Origin of the sequence: Rurimicrobium arvi (assembly GCF_039540495.1) — a bacterium.
GTDB classification, from domain to species: Bacteria; Bacteroidota; Bacteroidia; order Chitinophagales; family Chitinophagaceae; genus Rurimicrobium; species Rurimicrobium arvi.
Map to the genome: position 1 here is coordinate 355,489 of NZ_BAABEZ010000022.1, position 230 is coordinate 355,718.

The window sequence follows — 230 nt, forward strand, 5'->3', positions numbered from 1 at the left end:
GGGCACACTCACCACTGCTTTCGTTCCGATGGGTTTGTAATCCTGGTCGAAGTAGCGGAGCGCATGCGACATCACATCCCGTGCATAGGTCATATCGCCGGAGAGTCCGTTCGTGCCCATATCCTTTACCGGGTTCAGCACATCGCCGTTCACCGATTTGAGCCAGCCCTGGATCGTGTACGCATACTCCAGGCTCTGCACCTGGTTCTGGCCCAGCTGCAGCCGCGCAA

Annotated in this window: 1 protein-coding gene; it reads right to left on the minus strand. The window is 58.3% G+C overall.

Annotated elements, in window-relative coordinates; translation table 11 throughout:
• A partial coding sequence (locus ABD846_RS08330) for a hypothetical protein (RefSeq protein ID WP_344825159.1) occupies positions 1-230 on the minus strand: 230 nt, incomplete at both ends.